Genomic DNA, 693 nt, shown 5'->3' with positions numbered 1-693 from the left:
GGCGTCGTAGGCGATTTCCTGTTTCACTTCGCCGGTCTGGCTGTTGACCACCAGCCGTACGGTGCCCAGTTGGTCGGTGATGATGCGGTAGGTTTCTCCGCCTTTGACCAGGTATTCCGGGACGTTGGCTTTGCCGGCGTAGATGAAGCGGCTGACCACCTGGCCGTTGCCGTTCAGTTCGGCGGCGGGTTTCAGTTGGTCCTGGTAGATGAAGCCCTGGACCAGGACGCCGTTCACTTTTTTGCCGATGCGGCGGTTTTGGCCGTCGATTACGTAATCCAGTTGGCCGCCCTGGGCGAGGATCACTTGGCGCAGGTTGCCGAGGGTGTCGTATCGATATTGGCTGATGGCGCCGCTGGCGTTGATTTGCTGGAGTTCGCCGTTGGCGCTGTATTGGTATTGGCGGTTGCCGTAGGCGGTGAGTCGATCCTGGGCGTCGTAGGTGGCCGCCACGCCGTTGGTGTGGGTGCGGTTGCCGTTGGCGTCGTATTGGTATTGGCCGATGACGTTGCCGTTTTGGGTGACTTCGATCAGGCGGCCCGCCAGGTCGTAGCGGTAGCCGTAGTCCTGCGTCGGGCCGTTGCCGCTGACGGTTTTGCCGGTGATCTGGCCAACGGTGTTGCGGGTGTATTGCTCCTGGAACAATACGGTGTCGCCATGCCTGGCGGTGAAGCTGCTGAGCTGGCCGTAGGC

Annotated in this window: 1 protein-coding gene; it reads right to left on the bottom strand. The window is 61.5% G+C overall.

Features of this window, described 5'->3' with window-relative positions:
• Nucleotides 1-693, bottom strand: a 693-nt coding sequence (locus tag FAZ21_RS20070; RefSeq protein ID WP_169307519.1) for an RHS repeat domain-containing protein, incomplete at both ends; no start/stop codon positions are given.

This window comes from Chitiniphilus eburneus (genome assembly GCF_005048205.1).
Taxonomy (GTDB): Bacteria; Pseudomonadota; Gammaproteobacteria; order Burkholderiales; family Chitinibacteraceae; genus Chitiniphilus; species Chitiniphilus eburneus.
The sequence above is the reverse complement of the archived record's forward strand: the minus strand, read 5'-3'. Positions and strand labels throughout refer to the sequence as shown.